The sequence below is a fragment of the Ruegeria sp. CG4 genome (assembly GCF_056537185.1).
This window is the reverse complement of record NZ_JBQFRB010000006.1, coordinates 80,950-100,255: the sequence shown is the minus strand read 5'-3', so window position 1 is coordinate 100,255 and position 19,306 is coordinate 80,950. Positions and strand designations below refer to the sequence as shown.

General features: G+C 59.3%; 18 protein-coding genes. 15 read left to right on the top strand and 3 right to left on the bottom strand.

Translation table 11 applies throughout. The features are described 5' to 3' along the window. The first annotated feature begins 33 nt into the window (after positions 1 to 33). From ACR0J2_RS16020 to ACR0J2_RS16010, 3 genes are read left to right on the top strand one after another with little or no spacing between them, the layout of a single operon-like run. Positions 34 to 447 carry a RidA family protein gene (locus ACR0J2_RS16020; RefSeq protein WP_480813187.1) on the top strand — a complete coding sequence of 138 codons (414 nt, stop codon included), beginning with the start codon at positions 34 to 36 and terminating at the stop codon, positions 445 to 447. Further along, a complete protein-coding gene (locus ACR0J2_RS16015; protein WP_480813186.1) occupies positions 444 to 1,244 on the top strand; it encodes a class I SAM-dependent methyltransferase in 801 nt (266 codons plus the stop codon). Before ACR0J2_RS16020 ends, ACR0J2_RS16015 begins: the two co-directional genes overlap by 4 nt. 21 nt (positions 1,245 to 1,265) lie before the next feature. After that, the gene (locus ACR0J2_RS16010; RefSeq protein ID WP_480813185.1) at positions 1,266 to 2,078 is read left to right on the top strand and encodes a class I SAM-dependent methyltransferase; all 813 of its coding nucleotides are present in this window, start codon (positions 1,266 to 1,268) and stop codon (positions 2,076 to 2,078) included. Between the two features lie 50 nt (positions 2,079 to 2,128). Here the strand turns inward: ACR0J2_RS16010 and ACR0J2_RS16005 are convergent, their stop codons facing one another. Further along, complete coding sequence (locus ACR0J2_RS16005; RefSeq protein WP_170614043.1) at positions 2,129 to 2,317, bottom strand: hypothetical protein; 189 nt, start codon at positions 2,315 to 2,317, stop codon at positions 2,129 to 2,131. 254 nt (positions 2,318 to 2,571) lie between these two features. Between ACR0J2_RS16005 and ACR0J2_RS16000 the strand changes: the two genes are divergently transcribed. From ACR0J2_RS16000 to ACR0J2_RS15950, 11 genes are all read left to right on the top strand, one after another. Then, complete coding sequence (locus ACR0J2_RS16000) at positions 2,572 to 3,441, top strand: LysR family transcriptional regulator (protein ID WP_170678760.1); 870 nt, start codon at positions 2,572 to 2,574, stop codon at positions 3,439 to 3,441. Positions 3,442 to 3,688: 247 nt separating this feature from the next. After that, the gene (locus ACR0J2_RS15995; protein ID WP_480813184.1) at positions 3,689 to 4,825 is read left to right on the top strand and encodes a LacI family DNA-binding transcriptional regulator; all 1,137 of its coding nucleotides are present in this window, start codon (positions 3,689 to 3,691) and stop codon (positions 4,823 to 4,825) included. A gap of 16 nt (positions 4,826 to 4,841) precedes the next feature. Next, positions 4,842 to 6,203, top strand: coding sequence for an extracellular solute-binding protein (locus ACR0J2_RS15990; protein WP_170808046.1), 1,362 nt, complete (start codon positions 4,842 to 4,844; stop codon positions 6,201 to 6,203). Between the two features lie 68 nt (positions 6,204 to 6,271). Beyond that, complete coding sequence (locus tag ACR0J2_RS15985) at positions 6,272 to 7,507, top strand: carbohydrate ABC transporter permease (RefSeq protein ID WP_480813183.1); 1,236 nt, start codon at positions 6,272 to 6,274, stop codon at positions 7,505 to 7,507. Continuing rightward, the gene (locus tag ACR0J2_RS15980) at positions 7,507 to 8,715 is read left to right on the top strand and encodes a carbohydrate ABC transporter permease (RefSeq protein ID WP_480813182.1); all 1,209 of its coding nucleotides are present in this window, start codon (positions 7,507 to 7,509) and stop codon (positions 8,713 to 8,715) included. Before ACR0J2_RS15985 ends, ACR0J2_RS15980 begins: the two co-directional genes overlap by 1 nt. Before the next feature lie 5 nt (positions 8,716 to 8,720). Then, positions 8,721 to 9,968 (top strand): MGH1-like glycoside hydrolase domain-containing protein, encoded by a 1,248-nt coding sequence (locus tag ACR0J2_RS15975; RefSeq protein WP_480813181.1) that lies wholly within the window; start codon positions 8,721 to 8,723, stop codon positions 9,966 to 9,968. Beyond that, entirely contained in the window at positions 9,968 to 11,020 is a 1,053-nt protein-coding gene (locus tag ACR0J2_RS15970; RefSeq protein WP_170679222.1) for a sn-glycerol-3-phosphate ABC transporter ATP-binding protein UgpC, read from the top strand. Before ACR0J2_RS15975 ends, ACR0J2_RS15970 begins: the two co-directional genes overlap by 1 nt. Positions 11,021 to 11,227: 207 nt before the next feature. Beyond that, a complete protein-coding gene (locus tag ACR0J2_RS15965) occupies positions 11,228 to 12,868 on the top strand; it encodes a thiamine pyrophosphate-dependent enzyme (RefSeq protein ID WP_480813180.1) in 1,641 nt (546 codons plus the stop codon). Continuing rightward, positions 12,865 to 14,058 (top strand): pyridoxal phosphate-dependent aminotransferase, encoded by a 1,194-nt coding sequence (locus ACR0J2_RS15960; RefSeq protein ID WP_480813179.1) that lies wholly within the window; start codon positions 12,865 to 12,867, stop codon positions 14,056 to 14,058. Before ACR0J2_RS15965 ends, ACR0J2_RS15960 begins: the two co-directional genes overlap by 4 nt. After that, entirely contained in the window at positions 14,058 to 15,401 is a 1,344-nt protein-coding gene (locus ACR0J2_RS15955; RefSeq protein ID WP_480813178.1) for an MmgE/PrpD family protein, read from the top strand. The genes ACR0J2_RS15960 and ACR0J2_RS15955 overlap by 1 nt, the downstream gene beginning before the upstream one ends. A 70-nt stretch (positions 15,402 to 15,471) precedes the next feature. Beyond that, positions 15,472 to 16,377, top strand: coding sequence for a LysR substrate-binding domain-containing protein (locus tag ACR0J2_RS15950; protein WP_480813177.1), 906 nt, complete (start codon positions 15,472 to 15,474; stop codon positions 16,375 to 16,377). 170 nt (positions 16,378 to 16,547) lie between these two features. On the opposite strand, the gene ACR0J2_RS15945 is transcribed toward ACR0J2_RS15950, so the two are convergent. Beyond that, complete coding sequence (locus ACR0J2_RS15945; RefSeq protein WP_480813176.1) at positions 16,548 to 17,249, bottom strand: GntR family transcriptional regulator; 702 nt, start codon at positions 17,247 to 17,249, stop codon at positions 16,548 to 16,550. Between the two features lie 77 nt (positions 17,250 to 17,326). Between ACR0J2_RS15945 and ACR0J2_RS15940 the strand changes: the two genes are divergently transcribed. Then, positions 17,327 to 17,866 (top strand): HutD/Ves family protein, encoded by a 540-nt coding sequence (locus ACR0J2_RS15940; RefSeq protein WP_480813175.1) that lies wholly within the window; start codon positions 17,327 to 17,329, stop codon positions 17,864 to 17,866. Here ACR0J2_RS15940 and ACR0J2_RS15935 read toward each other — a convergent pair. Continuing rightward, complete coding sequence (locus tag ACR0J2_RS15935) at positions 17,863 to 19,227, bottom strand: formimidoylglutamate deiminase (protein WP_480813174.1); 1,365 nt, start codon at positions 19,225 to 19,227, stop codon at positions 17,863 to 17,865. The two genes, ACR0J2_RS15940 and ACR0J2_RS15935, sit on opposite strands and share 4 nt — an antisense overlap. Positions 19,228 to 19,306: the final 79 nt, after the last annotated feature.

Here is a 19,306-nt window from a genome sequence, read left to right as displayed (position 1 = left end):
CTACACTAGCGCATCAATTTGGGGGAACCAGTAATGAAGGGACGGCAACTCGTTTCGAACGGCAACCCAATGGAAGAGATCGTTGGGTTCAGCCGTGCTGTTCGGGTCGGATCGTTCATCGCCGTCGGGGGAACTGCGCCGGTCGATGCAAACGGTAAAACGGTCGGCATCGGCGATGTCTATGCCCAGACCAGACAGTGTTTCGAAATCATCAAGGCGGCCCTCGAAGACGCCGGATCCGGCTTGCAGGACATTGTCCGCACCCGCGTGATCCTGACGGATATCGACAACTGGAAGGAGGCGATCGAGGCGCGGAAACACTATTGCAGGGACTCCCGGCCGGTGGACACGATCATGGCGATTGAACGCTTCGTGAACCCGGAATGGCTGGTCGAAATCGAAGTGGATGCCGTGATCCCCGAAGACACAGACGGTGCATCGTCATGACCACATCAGCGAAATTCGACAGCTGGGCCGCCGGTGATGCCTACGAACATTACATGGGCCGGTGGAGCCGTCAGATCGCCGGCGATTTCCTGGATTGGCTGGCACCTTCGCCTGACGCCGACTGGATAGATGTCGGATGCGGAACCGGCGCGCTTTCCGCAACCATTCTGGACCACTGTCGCCCGAAATCCGTGCTCGGCGTTGATCCGTCGGACGGCTTCGTCGCCTTCGCCCGCGAAAACTTGGCAGATGATCGTGCTCGGTTTGCCGTCGGCGGTGCGGAAGATCTGCCTGCCGAGGCCGGGATGTTCGACATCGCGACGTCTGGTCTGGCCGTCAATTTTTTCCCCGATGCAACTGCGGGGCTGCAGGAAATGATACGCGTTGTAAGGCCGGGAGGCACTGTTTGCTTCTATGTCTGGGACTATCCCGGCGGTGGCATGGGCTTCATCAGCACTTTCTGGAAAGCTGCGGCATCGATTGATGAAAACGCGGCCAGTTTAGACGAGGCGGCCCGGTTTCCTCAATGCACGCCCGACGGGCTGACCGAGCTTTGCAAGGCTGCGGGCCTGCAATGCGATGTGGCACCCATCCAGCGCGACACCCGCTTTTCCGACTTCGAAGCGTTCTGGGACCCGTTCACACGAGGGGCTGGACCGGCACCGGGCTACCTCGCAAAGCTCGCTCCGAAGCATCAGGCCGAATTGAAAGGCAGATTAAAGACCGACCTGGGCGAGAACGAGATCGTGCTGCCGGCCCGCGCCTGGGCCGTCAAGGCAACCAATACCCGCGCCTAGCAAACTTCGGACGGCAATCCAATGTCGCAAGACAACACCTTTCATCTTTCGACCTCTGCAGCGGAAACATACGAGAAACAACGCGTCCCGGCCATTTTCGGCCCGATGGCAGAAGCCACGCTGAATGCCATTTCGCTGCCCCCCGCAAAAACCGTGCTCGACGTGGCCTGCGGAACGGGGGTCATGGCCCGCGCCGTGGCCAAGCGACTGACCACACCCGCTCGTATTGTCGCATGCGATCTGAACCCGGCCATGATCCAGGTTGCCTGCGCAAACACGCCGGACGGCCCGCACCGATTTGAATGGATCGAGGCACCGGCACAGTCGATGCCTCTGAAAGACGGGGAAGTCGATCTGGCGTTTTGCCAACATGGTTTGCAGTTTTTTCCTGACAAACCCGCAGCCCTGGCCGAGATCAGAAGGATCGTAAAGACAGACGCGCTGGTTGTCGTGACATGCTGGAAAGCGATCCCGCCCTTTTTTGCGGTCGTTGCCGATGTGCTGAAAGTCCACATTGGTGACACGGCCGCCACAACGGCTGTTCAACCCTTCACATGGAACGACGCCGATGAGGTTCGCGAATTGATTGGAGCCGCTGGTTTCAACGTCGCCGCACCGCAGACCATTTCCGTCGACCGAAAACTGCGCTGCGACGCGCAAGCCATGCGAGACGAACTGTTATCAACTCCGAACGAAAAGGCGCTTCGCGCGGCGGGAGAGGAAGCCACCAACGTTGTTGCTTCAGAGATACTAAAGGCGGTCACTCACTTTCGCGACGGCGAGTTTCTGATCATGCCGCAAAAGGCGCTTTTGTTCGAAGCGGTCGCCAGATAGCAGACGGCCGAAGTTCGGATCGGTTCCCTCGCACTTGATGATTGTTCGACTCAACTGACAAAGCCATCTGCATCCGGGCCGAATTCCAGAAAGAATTCATCAGGGACTGCAGGATACTTCGTCTGAAGCTCCGCCAGAGAGGCCAGGCCGTCACCGTCCATATCCAGATCGGCGGGCATGGGGAACACAAGCCGGGCAAACAGCGACGAGAGCAGTGACACAACAGAATCTCGACCCATTTTAGTCTCCGTCAGATATGGGCAACTACCCATTGCAAGGTTGGTGTAGCGCTCTGGTGCCGGTGAAATTTCTTCGGGTATCAGACTTCAATGGTTCCTCAGCTTGGGTGCTGCAATACGAAATTAGAAGTGTTGATTGGTGATCCGATATGGCAGGGGCACTTTCGCGCTACACATTAAATATGGCACGGCCTCATTTTATTGAAAAACGAATTTTTATCACGGATAATATCGAGCAATCAAATAGGTGGCTCATGGATATTGAACTTGCCCGCACGTTCCTGGCGGTCGTTGAGACGGGCACCTTTTTCGATGCCGCAAACAAGGTGCATGTCACACAATCGACCGTGAGCATGAGGATTCGGACGCTTGAGCAGCAGCTAGGCCAATCCGTTTTTGAACGTGGCAAATCCGGCGCGACCCTGACGCCCGCGGGGCGGCATTTCCTCAAACACGCTCAGGTTCTGGTGCGTACCTGGACACAGGCAAAGCTGGACGCAAGCCTTCCGGCGGCGATGACAGCCGCTCTGGCGATCGGTGCGGCGCCGAGCTTGTGGGACGGCTATTTGACCGACGCCCTGCCCAAGTTGATGACATTAATGCCCGATGTCGCCATCAAAGCATCAGCCGCGTCTTCCGCAACCCTGACCCGTGAAATTGAAGAGGGCGGCCTGGACCTTGCAATAATGTACGAGCCGCGAAGCGTGTCAGGGCTATCTGCGGTGCAACTTTTCGAAGATGAGTTTGTACTGGTCACCAGCGGCCCGGATGCCCTGCCAGCCAATCTCGGCAACGCCTACATCCTGATAGATTGGGGCCCGGAATTCCGAGCCGACCATTTGCTGAACTTTCCCGAGCTTGATACGCCACGTCTTCAACTGGGGATCGGAACACTCGGCCTTCAATACCTACGCTCAATTCCCGCCGCTGGTTATTTTCCGAAACGCGTGATCGAACCGGAACTTGAAGGCGGGTGGCTTAAGCTGGTCAAGGCGGCCCCCCGGTTCGCATATGCCGCCTACGCGGTTTTCGACGAAAGCGAGGGGGATGGGCTGCCAGCCCAGGCCGCATCAGAGCTTCGTGCTGCCGCGAGCTCGTTGGGTCTTGCATCGCACAACGGATAAGATCGCCCTACGGGCTTGATCAGCCACTTGCGACCACCGCCACGGACATCGCCCCGACGGTTTCGTATGTGATCTGGCCGGATTTGCGCTGGGGAAGGCTTTGCGTTTCCTGAGCGTCGGTATTGCCAGCAATTCACCACCCATGTTGGCACTTGGATCAGTAGTCGGCGGATCCGGGTTTGGCTCGATCCAAAAAAACACACACAAAACTGTTGCCGAAACCGGTTTCGGCACTGAACCTGAGCATATGAACGCGAATCCGTCCACTTCCAAGGCAAGAAACAACGGGGCGACGCCCCCGGCGGCGGGTCGCGTCAAAATCGACGAACTGGCCGAACATCTGGGGCTGTCAAAAAGCACCGTTTCCCGCGCACTGAACGGCTATTCCGATATCGCCGAAACAACGCGAAAAAGGGTGGAAAACGCCGCGCGAAAGCTCGGTTATCGTCCGTTGAGCCATGCACAGGCAATCCGAACCGGACGTGTTCGCGCCATCGCCATGGTTCTCAACAGTGAAGAGCCGGACGGGCACAATCCGTTCCTTCAGGAATTTCTTGCCGGTGCGTGCGAGGCCGCCAGCGGTTTTGACTGGACCATGACAATCTCGACCGCCAAATCCGAGCAGGACACGTTGAAAGTCCTGAGCCGTTTGGTCGAGGAGCGCAAGGCCGACGGTTTCATCCTGCCTCGGACCGCCGTGAATGATTCTCGTGTTCGTCTTCTGCGCCATCTTGGCGTGCCGCATATTCTGTATGGACGAACCGGTTACGGACGCTCGAACCCGCCCGAAGGTACATCCTGGTTCGACATTTCCGGCGAAAGCGCAATGCGCAACGCAGTCCTGAGGCTGGCTGGGCACGGCCATACGCGGATCGGCTATGTCGGCAGCGATCTCAAATTCAACTACAGTCACCTGCGTCGGGACGGGTTTGTCGAGGGGCTGGGCATCGCAGGTCTGCCCTATGATCCTGAACTTGTGCGCGACGGAGCCCGAACCCGAGAGGAAGGGGCCGTGCAGGGCCGCGCACTGATGCGGCTGAACCGCCCGCCCACAGCGATCGTTTTTGCCACTGATCTTGCTGCATTGGGCTTTTATACCGTGGCCGCTGATCTGAACTTGCAGGTTGGTCGGGATGTCTCGGTCATTGCATATGACGGTATTCCCGAAAGCCAGCACGCCCACCCGGCATTGACCACCTTTAACGTGGATTCCGGCCAGGCCGGGCACAGGCTTGTGACACTGCTGATCCGTCAGATCAGGGGCGAAATCGCAGATACGCTGCGCGAGTTGGGTGAGGCCACGTTGGTTGAGCGCGCTTCAGACGGGCCGCCCACCTGTTCTCCAGAAGAACTGGCGCAAAAGATTTCCATACATGTCGAATAATCCGGGGAGGAACCAAATGACTATTCGCATCGCAACCCGTACGGCCAGGCTTTTGCTTGGCACATCCCTTGCACTGACCTTGTCAGCGCTGTCAGCGCAAGCCGATACCATTCGCTTCTGGACCACGGAAGAACAGCCCGAACGCCTGGCAAAACAGCAGGAAATGGCTGATCAGTTCAAAGCCGATACAGGCACCACCGTCGAGGTGATCCCGGTGACGGAAAGCGATCTGGGCACGCGCGCAACCGCGGCTTTTGCAGCAGGCGACCTGCCGGACGTAATTTATCACACCCTGCAATATGCCCTGCCATGGGCAGAAGCAGGCATTCTGGACACAGAAGCCGCTTCCGAAGTGATCGAAGAACTGGGCGCTGATACATTCGCACCCGGAGCGATCGCGATGGCCGCGTTCAACGATGAAACCGCATCGGTGCCTGTAGACGGCTGGACCCAGATGGTCGTCTATCGCAAGGACCTGTTCGAAGAAAACGGTCTCGAAGCCCCGGATTCCTTTGCCGATATTCAGGCGGCATTGGAAAAACTGCACAATCCGCCCGAGATGTACGGGTTCGTGTCCGCCACCAAAGTTGATGAGAACTTCATGAGCCAGGTTCTGGAGCATGTTTTCCTCGCCAATGGCGTCAGCCCGGTTGGTCCGGATGGCTTCCAACCACTGGACGAAGCCAAAACCACCGAAGTTCTGGATTTCTACAAGGCGATTTCCAAAGCCTCACCTCCGGGAGAGTTGTACTGGAAGCAATCGCGCGAGCTGTATTTTGACGGCAAAGCGGCAATGATCATCTGGTCGCCTTTCATTCTGGACGAGCTGGCCGGTCTGCGCGATAGCGCTCCGCCGACCATCAACGACGACCCGACCTCGCGTGATCTGGCGGGCAAGACAGGTATCGTGACCAAATTGTCCGGCCCTTCCAATCCTGACGGCGCGGCCTGGGGTGACGTACGGTATTTCGGCATCACCAGCGACGCGGACACCGATGCGGCCATGGAATTCGTGAAATACGCCATGGATGACGGCTATACTCAGACGCTGGCAATCGCGCCCGAGGGCAAGTTCCCGGTCCGCCGAGGCAATGCCGAAAATCCGACGGCCTTTGCAGAAGCCTGGGCCGAATTGCCGGTCGGGGTGGATCGCAAGGCACCCTTGGGTGAGCTTTATGATCAGGCGATGATCGACGAAATCGTCGGTGGTCTTGACGTCGCACAACGCTGGGGCGTGACCGAGGGGCAGTTGTCCCTGGCATCAAAAATGATCAACTCGCAGGCCATCAACCGTGTCGTTCGTCAGTATATCGACGATGAAATCGACGCTGCCCAGGCCGTAGCGGCCATGAACGACGAATTGGCCAAAGTTCAGTAGAACCGTCTCTCAATCGGAAACCGCAGCGGCGTGCGCGCCGCTGCACCCAACCCTCTCCGAGGTCTTCCATGTCTTCTTCGGTAACCCCACCGACCGGAACCGGGGCACTTGCCAAACGCGAGGCGCGTATGGCCTGGGCTCTGCTGGCTCCGACCGTGATCAGTGTGTCGCTTGTCGTGATCCTGCCGTTGCTGGCAATCATCTGGATCAGCTTCAAGCCATTTTCCCTGTCCGACCTGCGCCCACCCGCGCCGGTTGTCCGTGAAAGTCTGCGCGGATCGGGCGACGATCTGCGGATCGAATACCGCTTGCGCAACTCCAGCCAGGAGATCGCAATCGAAGGCGTGACCCTGGCCGATGTTCTTCCGGACGGGGTGACCGCCGGAGAAGTCGTTGCGCCATGTGCACTGGACGGGCAGGATTTGTATTGCGATTTCGGCACTTTGCAGGGTGGACAGCGTGAGCGTATCCGCATCCCGGTCACATTCGAGGGCGACCCGGATGCGGTCGAGGATGCGGTCGAGGGATCAGAGCCGAAAGTCACCGGCAGCGGGCCGAATGTACTGACCAGCCTTGAATTCAGCCTCGAAAACTTTGCCCGCGTCTTTGACGGGAAAGAATTCTGGGGCGTTCTTTGGGTCACTCTGTTCTATACTGTATTCGGCACAATCGGTGCGCTGGTCATGGGCCTCTTTGCGGCCCTGCTGCTGAACAAAAGCTTCAGGGGGCAGGGCATCATCCGAGGCCTCTACCTGTTCCCTTACGTTGCCCCGGTGATTGCGGTCGCCTTCACATGGGTCACGCTGTTCGACCCATTCTCAGGTTCCGCCAACGCGTTGCTGGTGCAGATGGGACTGACCAGCGACCCCATCAACTTCTTCGGTGAACGCCCATTGGCCCTGATCATGGTCACAGTGTTTGAGATCTGGCGCTATTTCCCTCTGTCCTTCCTGTTCATCCTCGCCAGGATGCAATCTATCGACTCCAGCATGTATGAAGCGGCGGATATGGACGGGGCTTCGCCATTCCAGAAATTCTGGTTGCTGAGCATCCCGCAATTGCTGGGTATCCTGTCAGTGCTGTTCCTGCTGCGCTTCATTTGGACGTTCAACAAGTTCGATGACATCTTCCTGCTGACCGGCGGCAATGCAGGCACTCGCACGCTGACCGTGAATGTCTATGAACAGGCTTTTGCAATATCAAACATCGGCGCCGGTGCGGCGGTGGCGGTGGTGATCCTGGTGTGCCTGATTGCCTTCAGCTTTGTCTTCTTCCGCTTCATTAGCCGTGAGGAGGGTCTGTGATGCGCAAAGGGTATATAACCGGCCCATTTTTGGGCGCGCTTTGGCTGGTTGTCATCGCGACAACCGTTGCCGTCACCATGTCGTTTTCCACCGGGGCGGCATTTCGTCCCCAGATACTGCTCTGCCTGATCTGGGGTGCGCTGGCAGGATGGATCTACATCCGGTTCCCGGCGCACCATGCACCGGTCCGCCTGGGCATATCGGCCATGCTGGGCCTGTCCGGCCTGACCGGGTTTGGCCCCGTTCTGATCGGCCCGGACACGTCGGTGCAGGCAGTCCTGGTTACTGTTCTGGCAATGGCCGCCGTAATTCACGTCTCGTTGGCTGCAATTCTCAGGGAAACCCCGTTCGGAGAGCTGACCCGGCACGAATTCGAGGATGCGGTAATCCGGTTCTGCACCGGCTTCGGGTATATTTTCTTCACGGCAATCGTGGTCATCCCGTTTTACGTCATGGTGATGACCAGCCTTAAATCCCAGCAGGCGTTGCTGCAAAATCCGCTGGATTTCTCGATCGACCTGAGCCAGGGCACCGCGCTTTTCCGCAGTTATACCGAGCTGTTCCGTGACTTCAATTTCGGCACCTATTTGTGGACGTCCTTCTACGTCTCGGTCCTCACGGTATTCATTACGCTGGCCTTCAGCGTCCCCGGGGCCTACGCTGTTGCGCGGTTCCGGTTCAAGGGGCAAAAGGCGTTCTCACGCTCGATCCTGTTGATCTACATGGTCCCGATGATCGTACTGGCGCTGCCGATCTATATCGCATTCTCTCTGACCGGCTTGCGCAATTCGATCCTTGGCATTGTCATGATCTATCCGGTGACGACGATCCCGGTCGCGCTCTACATGCTGCAAGGCTATTTTCGCGGCTTGCCGACCGAGGTCGAGGAAGCCGGTTTGATGGATGGGTTGTCACGCCTGTCGGTGATCTGGAAGATCACCCTTCCGCTCAGCCTGCCGGCTCTGGCGTCGGTCTCGCTTTACGTCTTCATGATCGCCTGGAACGAGTTCCTGCTGGCCTTCATGCTGCTGGACGATCCGTCAAAATTCACCCTGACCCGAGGGGTCACGATGCTGAATTCCTCAGAAATTCCCCGTCAGCACCTGATGGCCGGTGCCGTCATCGCCACTGTCCCGATCATGGCGCTGTTCCTGGGGCTTGAACGTTTCATGACCAAGGGCCTGACTGCGGGGTCCGTCAAAGGATGACACAGATGAACCAACATACGAACCCCGACCGCGAGGCGCGCAATATCCTGATCGCCAATGACCGGGGAGGCTACACCATCCCGACCGAAGGGCTGTATCCGTATCAATGGAACTGGGACAGCGCGATCGCCGCGCTTGGGTTTGCCGAATTTGACATAGATCGCGCCTGGATTGAGCTTGAGACGCTGTTCTCGGGACAATGGGCTGACGGGATGGTCCCGCATATCCTGTTTCACAAACCCGATCCTGGGTATTTCCCCGGTCCGGATGTCTGGGGGTGCAACGGCCCGATCCCGTCGTCGGGCATCATCCAGCCACCCATTGCGGCCACCATGGCACGCCTTATCTGGGACAAGGACCGGACACTGGGCGAAGCTCGTATTCGCGCGCTGTTCCCTGCCATGCTGGCCTGGCACCGTTGGATCATGAAATGGCGGCTGGACGATCTGGGGGCTGTCTGCACCACCCACCCCTGGGAGGCGGGCCGCGACAACGCCCCGGACTGGGACAAGGCGATGGCACGTATGGATGCCTCGGACGTGGGCGAATATGTCCGCCGGGACACAAGCCACGTCAACAGCGACGACCGGCCCACCAAGTTCGACTATGACCGGTACATCAAGCTGGTTCAGATCGGACGCGAGGCCGGATGGGATCAGAAGACCTTGCTCAGCAAGAACCCGTTCCGCGTGGCGGACCCGACAATGACCTTCACCACCTTACGCGCGGCCCGCGATCTGTTGGCCGTAGGCACCGAACTCGGTCTGGAAACCGACGGCTTGAGCAACGACATCGCCCGGCTGGAGGAGGGCGCGCGGTCGCTGTGGAATACCGATCTGGGGTCTTTTGACTCGCGCGATGCCCATAGCGGCGACTGGGCTAACAGTATCTCGAACGCTTCCTTCATGTGCTGGTTTGCCGGCATCGAGTCACCCGAAATGCTGGAAAGGCTCAGAAAAGTTCAGAAAACGGTCCCGCACCCCATTCCCAGCCACGACACGGAAAGCCCGAAATTCGATCCCCGCCGATACTGGCGCGGACCAACCTGGGCGATCATGAACATGATGATCGGCATTGGCCTTGCCGAAATGGGCCATGAGGCCGAGGCGGAAGACCTGCGCGCCAAAACCGCCGCGTTGATTTCCAATTTCGGGTTTGCTGAATACTTCGATCCCAATACCGGCAGTCCCGCGGGCGGGAATTCGTTTACATGGACAGCCGCCGTTTGGCTGATCTGGGCAGGGAGGAACTGATGGGCAGCATCAAGCTCAACGCGGTCGAAAAGTGGTTTGGTAACGTTCAGGTCATCAAGGGCATTGACCTTGACATAGACGAAGGTGAGTTCATCGTGTTCGTAGGCCCATCGGGCTGCGGTAAATCCACCCTGTTGCGTATGATCGGCGGCCTTGAAGATACTTCGCGCGGCGCAATTCTGATCAACGACAACGACGTCACCGATCACCCGCCTTCGAAACGCGGTCTAACCATGGTGTTTCAATCCTACGCCCTTTACCCCCATCTGACCGTGGCCGAGAATATGGGGTTTTCGCTGAAGGTTGCCGGTGCCCCAAAAACAGACATCGACGCCCAGGTCAGCAAGGCTGCGGAGGTGCTGAAACTGACGCCATTTCTGGAACGCAGGCCTAAGGACCTTTCAGGTGGTCAGCGCCAGCGTGTCGCTATCGGCCGCTCAATCGTGCGTGACCCCACCGCATTCCTGTTTGACGAACCTCTTTCGAACCTCGACGCCGCGTTGCGCGTCGAAATGCGCTACGAGATCGCCAAACTGCACCAGAACCTGAAACGTACCATGATCTACGTCACGCACGATCAGGTCGAGGCGATGACGCTGGCAGACCGGATCGTCGTGCTGGAATACGGTCATATCGCCCAGGTCGGCACTCCGCGCGAATTATATGAGCATCCAGCGAACCTGTTCGTAGCCCAATTCATCGGCAGCCCGAAAATGAACATCCTGCCGTGCACGACCGACAATGGTTCTTACCGCCTTTCGGGGGGTGGCAGTGGAACCTATGATCGGGCTGTAGCCGCGACACGGTTGGGCATCCGCCCCGAACATATTAAGGTCGTAGCACAAGGTGCAGGTCAGTGTGATGGCGTTATCGAGGTTATTGAGTATCTTGGCGCAGACACATTCCTGATCCTCGATTGTGGTGGCGAAGACAAAGTTACAGTCCGCATCACCGGTGATACCGAATTGCAGCCTGGCGCAACGGTTGGGTTGCACCTTGCACCAGAATTCCTGCATTTCTTCGATGTCGAGGATCAACGCGTTGATGTGTAAATGGGATTCTAAAGGCTAAGGTCGACACAATTGCACCCGTGACATGGCCCGAAGTAGGCATGCGCCGCCCGTTTGCACGTCGCACGGCCTGGATGTTTTTCCGGGCGCCCCTTCGGGATGAATTTACCTCAATCCCGGCGTGAAGAATTCAGTTTCGATCTTTGCTTCCGACTGAAAAACATGGACTCTGAAACAGGAGGCAATGTGATGCGGACAGGCGGACAGGTTTTGATCGACATGCTGCGGGTCAACGGTGTTGAGGCCATTTTCGGTGTCCCCGGTGAAAGTTACCTAGCGGCCCTGGATGCGCTGCATGATTGCTCGAACACACTAAAGTACTACACGACACGGCAAGAGGGCGGCGCGGCCTTCATGGCGGCGGCGTATTCGGACGCCACAGGCAAGCCCGGGGTCTGTTTCGTGACACGGGGCCCCGGGGTGACCAATGCCTCCATCGGGGTGCATACTGCGCAACAGGGCTCGACTCCGCTGATCCTGCTGATCGGTCAGATCCCGCGCACTCATCGCGACAAGGAGGCGTTTCAGGAGGTCGATTACCGTCGGTTTCTGGGCCATATGGTGAAATGGGTGGCCGAAATCGACGATCCCGCCCGCATCCCGGAATATGTGAACCGCGCCTTTCGCACCGCCCTTTCGGGACGGCCCGGCCCGGTGGCGCTGGCCCTGCCCGAGGATATGCTGGCCGAACTGACCGACGCCGCAGATCTGCCAAAGGTCAAACTGACCCCTCCCGCACCCACACCGGCCGATCTGGAACAGGTGTCCGCGCTTCTGGCCGAAGCCGAGCGCCCGCTGCTGCTGTTAGGCGGCACCTGCTGGACCGAAGAGGGGCATGCAGCCGCGATCCGCTTTGTCGAAGACCACGGGCTTCCGGTTGCCGTAGGGTTCCGCCGCCAGGGTCTGTTTCCGCATGACCACCCCAATTTTATCGGGAATCTGGGTTTTGGCGGCAATCCGATGCCAAATGAATACGCGACATCTGCTGATCTGGTGATCGCACTGAGCGCGCGCCTGAATGACGGGACCACACTGAAATTCAGCCTCATCCAATCGCCCCAACCGGATTGCAAGCTTGTGCACATCCTGCCGGGCCCCGAGGATCTGGGACGGCTCTATCAGGCCGACCTGCCCATTCTGGCCGACCCGAACGAAGCTGCAAAATCCCTGGCCTTGCTGCCGGTCGCAAAACGCCACTCGCCTGCCCGCGCGCGTGCCGATTACCAGGCGATGCGGGCCCTGCCTGTCCAACGCGGCCCGGTCGACATGGCCGAAGTGATGTGCGTGCTGAACTCCACTTTGCCTCGGGAAACTACGATGACCACCGGTGCGGGCAACGCGGCCGACTGGCCCAACATCCATTTCGACTACCGTCAGTTTCTGGGCGCTCTGGCCCCGATTTCCGGCGCGATGGGAATGGGCGTTCCGGCGGCGGTCGCCGCCAAGGTGGCGCGCCCCTATGCACCGGCCGTCTACGTCGCCGGGGATGGTGATTTTCTGATGAACGGGCAAGAGTTGGCGACGGCAATTCAATATGGGCTCGATCCTATATTCATCATCGTTGACAACGGCATGTACGGCACCATTCGCACCAATCAGGAGCGAAAGCATCCCGGGCGTATTTCGGGCACTTCACTGACAAACCCCGATTTCGCGGTCGTCGCGCAAGGCTATGGCGCACATGGCGAGCGGGTTGAGACGACCGCCGATTTCGCACCCGCGCTGGAACGCGCAATGGCATCCGGAAAAGCCGCCGTCATCCATATTCTTGTTGGCCCCGACAGTCTTGGCCCCAATCTGACCCTGACCGATCTGGCGGAGGCATCATGATGCTGTCCCGACTGGTCGACGCGCTGCCCGCATCACCGATCATCGGTGTCTTCAACAAAGCCTTCGAAATGCGGCAGGCCGGGGCCGATCTGATCGACTTTTCCGTGGGCGAACCGGATTTCGACACACCCGCCCATATTTGCGAGGCCGGGATTGCCGCCATTCGGGCGGGCGACACACGGTACACTCCGACCGACGGAAACGGAGCCGTCAAGGCGGCCGTGATCGAAAAGTTCCGCCGGGACAACAACCTGACCTTCTCGGCACAAGAAATCATCGTCTGTTCAGGCGCGAAGCCATTGCTGGCAACCGCCATTCAGGCAGTCCTGAACCCAGGGGACGAGATGGTCCTGCCTGTACCACTCTGGGCCTCGCACTTGGGTATGGTGCAGGCCGTGGGCGGAACGCCGGTTTTGGTCGACACTGCAGACAGCAACTTTAAACTGACGCCCGAAATCCTTGAAGCGGCAATCACGCCCCGGACGCGGCTGATGATGATCTGCTCACCCTCCAATCCGACCGGAGCAGTGTATTCAGCCACCGAGCTGGAGGCGCTGGCAGTGGTCTTCAGACGCCATCCGCAGGTCAATGTAATCTCGGACGATCTGTACGAACACATCATATTCGATGGCGCGGAGTTCGCGACACTGGCTGCTGTCGCGCCGGACCTGCAGCAGCGGATACTGACTGTGAACGGCGTGTCGAAATCCTACGCCATGACGGGCTGGCGCATCGGGTTTGCCGGTGGGCCCGAATGGTGGACCAACGGTATTCGCAGCCTGTTCAGCCAGACCAATGGCGGTCCGTGCTCGATCAGTCAGGCGGCGACGGTGGCGGCTCTGATCGGGCCGCAGGAATTCCTGAAGAACTGGTGCGCCATCTACCAGAAGCGCCGCGATCAGGCTTTGACCGGGCTGGCCGAAATCGAAGGGCTGCAAACACAGAGCCCCGGCGGCGCGTTCTATTTGATGCCCGATTGCGGCGGACTGCTTGGACGCCGGACGCCCGAGGGTAAGATACTGACCAGCTCGACCGAACTGGCGGCCTATTTTTTGGAACACGGGGTCGTCGTGGTCCCCGGGCCCGGATTTTCATGTGATCCGTTCTTTCGCATGTCAATCGCAACGTCTGAAAACAACATATCGGAAGGTTTGAAGCGCATGAAATCCGCCGTGGACTTGCTGAGCTGATGGGACACAGATTCGACCAGTTCGCCGCCAATCTGCGTTACGATGATCTACCCGAAGCCGTCCTGTGGACGCTGCGCCGGTCCTTTGTCGACACGATCGGCGTGGCAGCCGTCGGCGTGACCACCGAGATGTCGGGCATCGCACGCCGCGTTGCACCGATGATATTCGGGGCGGGCACATCCGGTTCGGCGAGGATTCTGATGGATGGCCGCTCGGTCAGCCCTGTCGGGGCCGCCATGGCCGGCGCATTCACAGTGGACAGCATCGACGCCCATGACGGTACTACCCCGTGCAAAGGTCATGCGGGTTCAGCCGTGTTCCCGGCGATGATCGCAATGGCACAGGCCAGCGGCAATCAGATCGACGGCAGGCGCTTTGCCGCAATCCTCGCCACCGCATACGAAGTCTCCTACCGTGCCGGGTTGGTGCAACACGCAACCTGCGCTGATTATCACACCTCGGGGGCGTGGACCGCCGTTGGGGTCGCCGCCGCCGGAGCCAAACTGCTGGGTGGTAACGCGGAACAGGTCCGGCAGGCCGCGGGGATCGGGGAATACCATGGCCCCCGCAGCCAGATGATGCGCTGCATCGACCATCCCACCATGGTTCGCGATGGCGTCGGTTGGGGCGCGCCCTCGGGGGTGACGGCGGCTTACCTGGCAATGGAAGGGTTCACCGGTTCCCCGGCGCTGACCTGCGAGGGCGAAGACGGCGCGGAATTCTGGGCCGATCTGGGCATCGGCTGGCGGCTGGTCGACCACACGCATTACAAGGCCTATCCCTGCTGCCGCTGGGCCCATCCCTCGCTCGATTCCGTACACGACATGATGCAGAAACACGGCTTCACCCACGAACAGGTGGACAGCGTCGAAATCCGCACCTTCCACTATGCAACACGGCTGGCCGGTCACGAACCGCAAACTCAGGATGAGTTCGCCTATGCAATCGCCTTTCCCGTCGCCGCGATGCTCGTACGCGGTCAGGTGGGCGTCGACGAACTGAGCGCCGAAGCCCTACGCGACCCCGACATCCTGCGCGTAAGCCGCACCATCAAGCTGATAGACGATCCGGAAATGACCCGCATCAGTACCGACAAACGCTGGGCGCAGGTGACAATCATCCTCAGGAACGGTCAGCGGATCGTGGATGAGCCCCGCACACCGCTCGGTGACGCGGACATGGCACTCAGCGACGACCAGATCATCCAAAAGTTCCGCATGCTCGCCGCTCCGGTTCTTGGGGAATCCCGAGCCGAAGAAATCCGCGACCTGTCCGCGCAGTTCGATCAACTGGCGGCACAAGACCTGCGGCATCTGTTCGATCTGTGCACGGCTCCCGTATAAGGGGACAGGACTGGGAGCAGCGTATCATTTGTTCTAGGGTCCGCACGTTGGCCCGTAACCGGATGTTCAGATGTCACGCAAGATACCGCCATTTGCCGCCATTCGCGCGTTCGAAGCCGTCGTACGGCTGGGGCGCAACGTCGAGGCCGCGCGCGAGCTCAATATCACTGCCTCGGGCGTGAGCCATCAGATCCGGTCACTCGAAACCTTTGTCGGCGCGACCCTATTGAAGCGCGGAGCACATCAGAGCGTCGAACTGACAGACGAAGGGAAAGCGCTGTTCGGCCCCGTGCGCCAAGCCCTGGACACGCTTGATACCGCCTTCGCCGAATATACCGGCGACAAGAGCGGGCAAACCGTGTCGGTCCATATGTACCAGTCACTGGCCAACATGTGGCTGATCCCGAACCTGCCCAATCTGCGCGAGGCAGCGCCGAACGTGACCGTCAAAATCATCACCATGCCAGAGGAAATCACCCTTTCAGGCAGTGACGTCGACATGGCGATCGTCTTTGCCGACAAACCCCCGCAGGAGGCACGCTGCGTCAAGCTGTTCGATGAGATCATCCAGCCGGTTTGCGCCCCCGATTATCTGGAGGCCAGAGGCAGCATTCCACTGCCCGAAGAGATGCAGTCCGAGCCGCTGATCAGCAGCCACCACCACGCGAATGAATGGAGCCGTTGGTTTTCAGCAGCTGGTCTGAGCGAGATTTCATGGAAACCGGTCGCCGAGATGGACAATCGCTCGAACGCACTGCAGGCCGCCAAAAGCGGGCTGGGCTGGGCCATGGACCGCCGCCCCTTTGGTGAGGAAAGCCGGCGCAAGGGCCAGTTGGTCGCGCCCTTTGATCTGAGCCTTCCGACCGGCAATGCCTACTACCTGCTGACTTCGTACCGCGCCGACGGGTCGCGTGCGGTCACTCAGTTCCGCAACTGGCTGCTGCGCATTTGCGCCAGAGAATTCCTGCTCAGGTAAGTAGTTCTGTTTCGCGCTTGAATGAATTCATTGATGGGAAATGCATCTGTGCGTGTTGTTCCGGAAACCTGAGGCATCGGCATTAGAAGGCTGGTCTCAAGCTGAACAGGTTTCAACTGGGATATACCCGTATTCTTCGACTGCCGGACAATGCCTGAGGGCGACCGCAGTCAATAGGTTGTGCGCATCTGATAGCCTTGATGGAATGTCATACGCACGAACGTGACGGGTTCGTTCTGAAACCATGTCGTGCGTTCCAGCTGGAACAGCGGTGTTCCGGACGGGACGGACAAAAAGTCCTGCAACGGGCCTGTGGCGGGAACGGCCGAAAAGGCGATTTCCGCATTTGAAAAGGGTACTTCAGCCAGCAGCCATTCGTTGGGGCCAACGGTCAGGAAATCTTCGTTCGTGACATGAGGCACGGCGTGGATATTGATCCAACGCTCTTCGAACTGGAAAGGGCGGTTGTCGGCGTGGTGCATACAGGACAGATGAAGGACCTGCGCCGCCTCGGGCAGGCCCAGCTTTGCCTGCAGCCAGGCCGGGCAGGCAATGACATTTCGGCTGACAAGCGCATAACGGTATTCGGCATTCATCTCTTCGATGGTCTGACGAACCACGGTGATGGGCAGTTTTGCCTGTTTGACCGGCATGGTGACCACGCGGGTGCCGCCCTTGCGTTTACGGGTGACGATCCCCTGATCTGCCAGTTCGCGCAGGGCCCGGTTGACCGTTGCACGGGCGCAGCCGAACTCAGCCGCCAGTTCCAGCTCGGTCGGCAGCAGGCTGCCCTGCGGCCAGACACGCGTCTGGATGCGGTTCAGCACTTCATCGCGGATCGCCTGAAAGCCTATGTTTTTCTGTTCGGTCAAGTTCTGCTCACTATATCATTTTGCCCATATTCATATTATGTCCAGATTAATGGCAACATGCAAAGAAATTGACCCGCATGCGTATCAGGCTTGATGAGACGGCAGCCGCCCCCTGGGCCAATGGCGGTGGCGTGACCCGTGAACTGGCCGTCCAGCGGATCGAAGATCAGCTCACCTGGCGCATAAGCGTTGCCGAGATCGGCCGTGACGGGCCATTCTCGCGCTTTCCGGGTCTGGCGCGGGTGCACACGATCATCGACGGGGCCGGGTTGAATTTGCAAGGCTCGACCGACATTTATAGGGCCCGGCCGTTCAAGCCGCTATTTTTCGATGGGGCGCTGCCGCTGAATGCGCGGCTGCTGGACGGGCCGTGCCGGGCATTCAATGTGATTTACGATCCGCAGGCTACCACGGTCAGCGTGGATGTTAATATAGGTGCACAACCTTTCGATGTGGCACCGTTTGGATTCGTCTTTGTTGCCAGGGGTATGGCTGCCACGTCAGTTGGCGCTCAGTTGATCGCGGGAGAGGCGGAATGGCCGGATGACGCCTTAACCGTCACTCCGGCCCCTGATGCCATAGTCCTGTCTGTCCGATTTGCACAGGTTCGGGCCTAGAGACCAGACAAAAGCCCGGCCATGGCCGCCCGGTAACCGGAGATGATCTGGTCCCGCGCCACGTGGCGGCCATTTTGCACGCGATGGCGGCCGGCAGACCACAGGTCTGTCACCACATGGTCCTTTGCGGCAAATACTAGCCCGTCCAGAAGTTGGTCCGGGCGCAAGGCACACAAGGCTGGGTTTTGGCCGTCCACAGCCACGAGGTCGGCGAGCTTGCCCTCGGCAATCTGCCCCGCATCGCGGCCAAGCGCCTGCGCGCCACCCTCTGCCGCGCCGCAATAAAGCGTCCGCCCGACCGAGCCCTCGCCCACGACTAGCACATTGCGCGACAAATCGCGCAGACGCTGGGAATACTCCAGTGTGCGCAACTCTTCAGTCAGGGATATCAACACGTTGGAATCCGAACCCACGCCAAAGGCGCCGTTTGCAATTAGGTAAGTCGGGCCGTTGAAAGGACCATCGCCCAGATTGGCCTCGGTCACCGGACAGAGGCCCGCAACGGCACCGCTGGCGGCCATGGCGCAGGTCTCGGCTTCGGTCATATGCGTGGCGTGGATCAGGCACCAGTTCGCATCGACCGGCGCATTGTCCAGCAGCCATTCAACCGGGCGCGCACCCAGACCCGCCTGCACTTCAGCCACCTCCTTCGGTTGTTCGGCGATGTGAATGTGGATCGGGCCAGCGCCCTGCGCGGCGATAACCTGCGCCAAATCTGCTGGCGAGGTGGCACGCAGGGAATGCGGGGCGATGCCGACCCGGCAGTCATCTGGCAGATCACCAAGCGCGCCACGGGCTTGCTCCACCAATTTGCAGAAACGGTCCACATCGTTGCCAAAGCGGCGCTGGCCACTCTCCAGCGGCTTTTCCCCGACGCCCGCATAGGAATAGAGCACCGGCAGATGCGTCAGTCCAATCCCGGTCTCGGCGGCAGCGGCCATGATCCGGTCCGACAGCTCGGCAAGGCGGTCATAAGGTGTCCCGTCCGGCTGGTGATGCAGATAGTGGAATTCGCCGACCGCGGCATATCCGGCCTCCTGCATCTCAAGATAAACCAACGCCGCGATGGCCTGAACCTGTTCGGGGCTGAGATGGCCGGTAAAGCGATACATCAAATCGCGCCAGGTCCAGAAACTGTCGCGACCGGCCAGACGATACTCTGTCATCCCGGCCATGGCGCGCTGGAAGGCGTGACTGTGCAGGTTCGACAAGGCAGGCAGCAGAATGTCGACGCGGGTATCTTCATCACACGCCGCGGAATCCGGGGTCAGGCGCGCAATCCGCCCGCTTTCGACCTCAAGCCGCAGGTTCTCTGCCCAGCCAGTGGGCAGCAGGGCGCGATTTGCGAATATGGCTGTCATGTGTGTCTCCGCTTTATGGATAGACATATGACATAAAGACCTGTACCAGAAAAGAGAGAATTGCAGGGGAGAGGGATTC

Coding starts and splice junctions, on each gene's coding strand:
- ACR0J2_RS15985 (WP_480813183.1), top strand. CDS start 6,272: ATGTCTTCTTCGGTAACCCCACCGACCGGAACCGGGGCACTTGCCAAA.
- ACR0J2_RS15965 (WP_480813180.1), top strand. CDS start 11,228: ATGCGGACAGGCGGACAGGTTTTGATCGACATGCTGCGGGTCAACGGT.
- ACR0J2_RS15995 (WP_480813184.1), top strand. CDS start 3,689: ATGAACGCGAATCCGTCCACTTCCAAGGCAAGAAACAACGGGGCGACG.
- ACR0J2_RS16015 (WP_480813186.1), top strand. CDS start 444: ATGACCACATCAGCGAAATTCGACAGCTGGGCCGCCGGTGATGCCTAC.
- ACR0J2_RS15990 (WP_170808046.1), top strand. CDS start 4,842: ATGACTATTCGCATCGCAACCCGTACGGCCAGGCTTTTGCTTGGCACA.
- ACR0J2_RS15935 (WP_480813174.1), bottom strand. CDS start 19,227: ATGACAGCCATATTCGCAAATCGCGCCCTGCTGCCCACTGGCTGGGCA.
- ACR0J2_RS16020 (WP_480813187.1), top strand. CDS start 34: ATGAAGGGACGGCAACTCGTTTCGAACGGCAACCCAATGGAAGAGATC.
- ACR0J2_RS16010 (WP_480813185.1), top strand. CDS start 1,266: ATGTCGCAAGACAACACCTTTCATCTTTCGACCTCTGCAGCGGAAACA.
- ACR0J2_RS15970 (WP_170679222.1), top strand. CDS start 9,968: ATGGGCAGCATCAAGCTCAACGCGGTCGAAAAGTGGTTTGGTAACGTT.
- ACR0J2_RS16005 (WP_170614043.1), bottom strand. CDS start 2,317: ATGGGTCGAGATTCTGTTGTGTCACTGCTCTCGTCGCTGTTTGCCCGG.
- ACR0J2_RS15940 (WP_480813175.1), top strand. CDS start 17,327: ATGCGTATCAGGCTTGATGAGACGGCAGCCGCCCCCTGGGCCAATGGC.
- ACR0J2_RS15980 (WP_480813182.1), top strand. CDS start 7,507: ATGCGCAAAGGGTATATAACCGGCCCATTTTTGGGCGCGCTTTGGCTG.
- ACR0J2_RS15975 (WP_480813181.1), top strand. CDS start 8,721: ATGAACCAACATACGAACCCCGACCGCGAGGCGCGCAATATCCTGATC.
- ACR0J2_RS16000 (WP_170678760.1), top strand. CDS start 2,572: ATGGATATTGAACTTGCCCGCACGTTCCTGGCGGTCGTTGAGACGGGC.
- ACR0J2_RS15955 (WP_480813178.1), top strand. CDS start 14,058: ATGGGACACAGATTCGACCAGTTCGCCGCCAATCTGCGTTACGATGAT.
- ACR0J2_RS15950 (WP_480813177.1), top strand. CDS start 15,472: ATGTCACGCAAGATACCGCCATTTGCCGCCATTCGCGCGTTCGAAGCC.
- ACR0J2_RS15960 (WP_480813179.1), top strand. CDS start 12,865: ATGATGCTGTCCCGACTGGTCGACGCGCTGCCCGCATCACCGATCATC.